The sequence below is a fragment of the Vibrio sp. Vb1554 genome (assembly GCF_033344235.1).
Genome location: NZ_JAWPOJ010000330.1, coordinates 1 through 1,156 on the forward strand (window position 1 = coordinate 1; position 1,156 = coordinate 1,156).

A 1,156-nucleotide genomic window follows, 5' to 3' on the forward strand; every position below is an offset into this window, starting at 1 on the left:
GGGTTGAGCTGTGAGCTAACCAGCTGTAATTGTAACATTCAACACCAAGTCAACGTAGATATCCAGAACCCGTTGCACAATGTTATCGCAGATGGTTACGAATTGCCCTTTTTGGAAAAAAGCTTTGATGTCGTGATACTTGCCCATCAGCTTGATTATGCAAGTGATCCACACCGTCTGCTGCGAGAAGTCGACAGAGTGATGATGGATGATGGCTGTTTGATCATTACGGGGTTTAACCCAATTAGCTTTACTGGTTTGGCGAGTTTGTTCCCATGGCGTAAAAATAACTTGCCGTGGAGTGGGCGAATGTTTACTTCGAGCCGAATCAATGACTGGTTAGGGTTACTCAATTACCAAGTAATTCATTGTGATCGTTATGCGCTGTTTCCTATGACACGTTATCGCACCATGTGGACTTGGTTAGAAAACAGCTTGGGGGATTGGGCTTCTCCGGCGGGGAGCTTGTACTATATCGTCGCTCGTAAACGAACGTACCCTCTCAAGCCAATCAAACCACATTGGCGTCTAAAGAAAAAACTGACGCCGCTTGGCGTGATGAACCGAGAGGGATTTGGTGTGAAGAGAGTGTCGAGCCAGCGCTACTAGCGTATTAAGATGGCTGGTAGCCTGTATCTTCTTCTGTTGGGTTTTCTGCTGCTGTGCGGGCGAGTTCATCACAGATTTCGTTTTCTCTGTGTCCAGCATGGCCTTTAACCCAATGCCAATCCACTTGGTGGCGTGCCGTTTCTTTATCCAGTGCTTGCCATAAATCGGCGTTCTTCACGGGCTTTTTATCTGCGGTTTTCCAGCCGCGTTTTTTCCAGTTGTGAATCCACTGCGTGATCCCTTGGCGCACGTACTGACTATCGGTCGTCAGCGTGACACGGCACGGCTCTTTCAGTGTTTGCAGGGCGACAACTGCGGCTAACATTTCCATGCGATTGTTGGTGGTGAGGGTGTAGCCTTTGGAGAGCGTCTTTTCTACGTCTTTGTAGCGTAAGACGATGCCGTAGCCACCAGGGCCTGGATTTCCTAAACAAGATCCGTCTGTGAAAATCTCAACGTGTTTGGTCATATTTTTGGTACTATTAGCCGAAACATTTAATAAAGCATAGTCTGACATACATAACCTTATGAATACCAGCAGCAATTC

2 protein-coding genes are annotated in these 1,156 nt (G+C 47.2%); one reads left to right on the forward strand and one right to left on the reverse strand.

Going from position 1 to position 1,156, the window contains the following annotated elements; translation table 11 throughout:
• A partial coding sequence (locus tag R8N28_RS26040; RefSeq protein WP_318183761.1) for a class I SAM-dependent methyltransferase occupies positions 1–609 on the forward strand: 609 nt, incomplete at its 5' end.
• A 4-nt stretch (positions 610–613) separates the two neighbouring features.
• On the opposite strand, the gene rnhA is transcribed toward R8N28_RS26040, so the two are convergent.
• Positions 614–1,078 (reverse strand): ribonuclease HI, encoded by a 465-nt coding sequence (rnhA, locus tag R8N28_RS26045; protein ID WP_005484436.1) that lies wholly within the window; start codon positions 1,076–1,078, stop codon positions 614–616.
• Between the last annotated feature and the right edge of the window lie 78 nt (positions 1,079–1,156).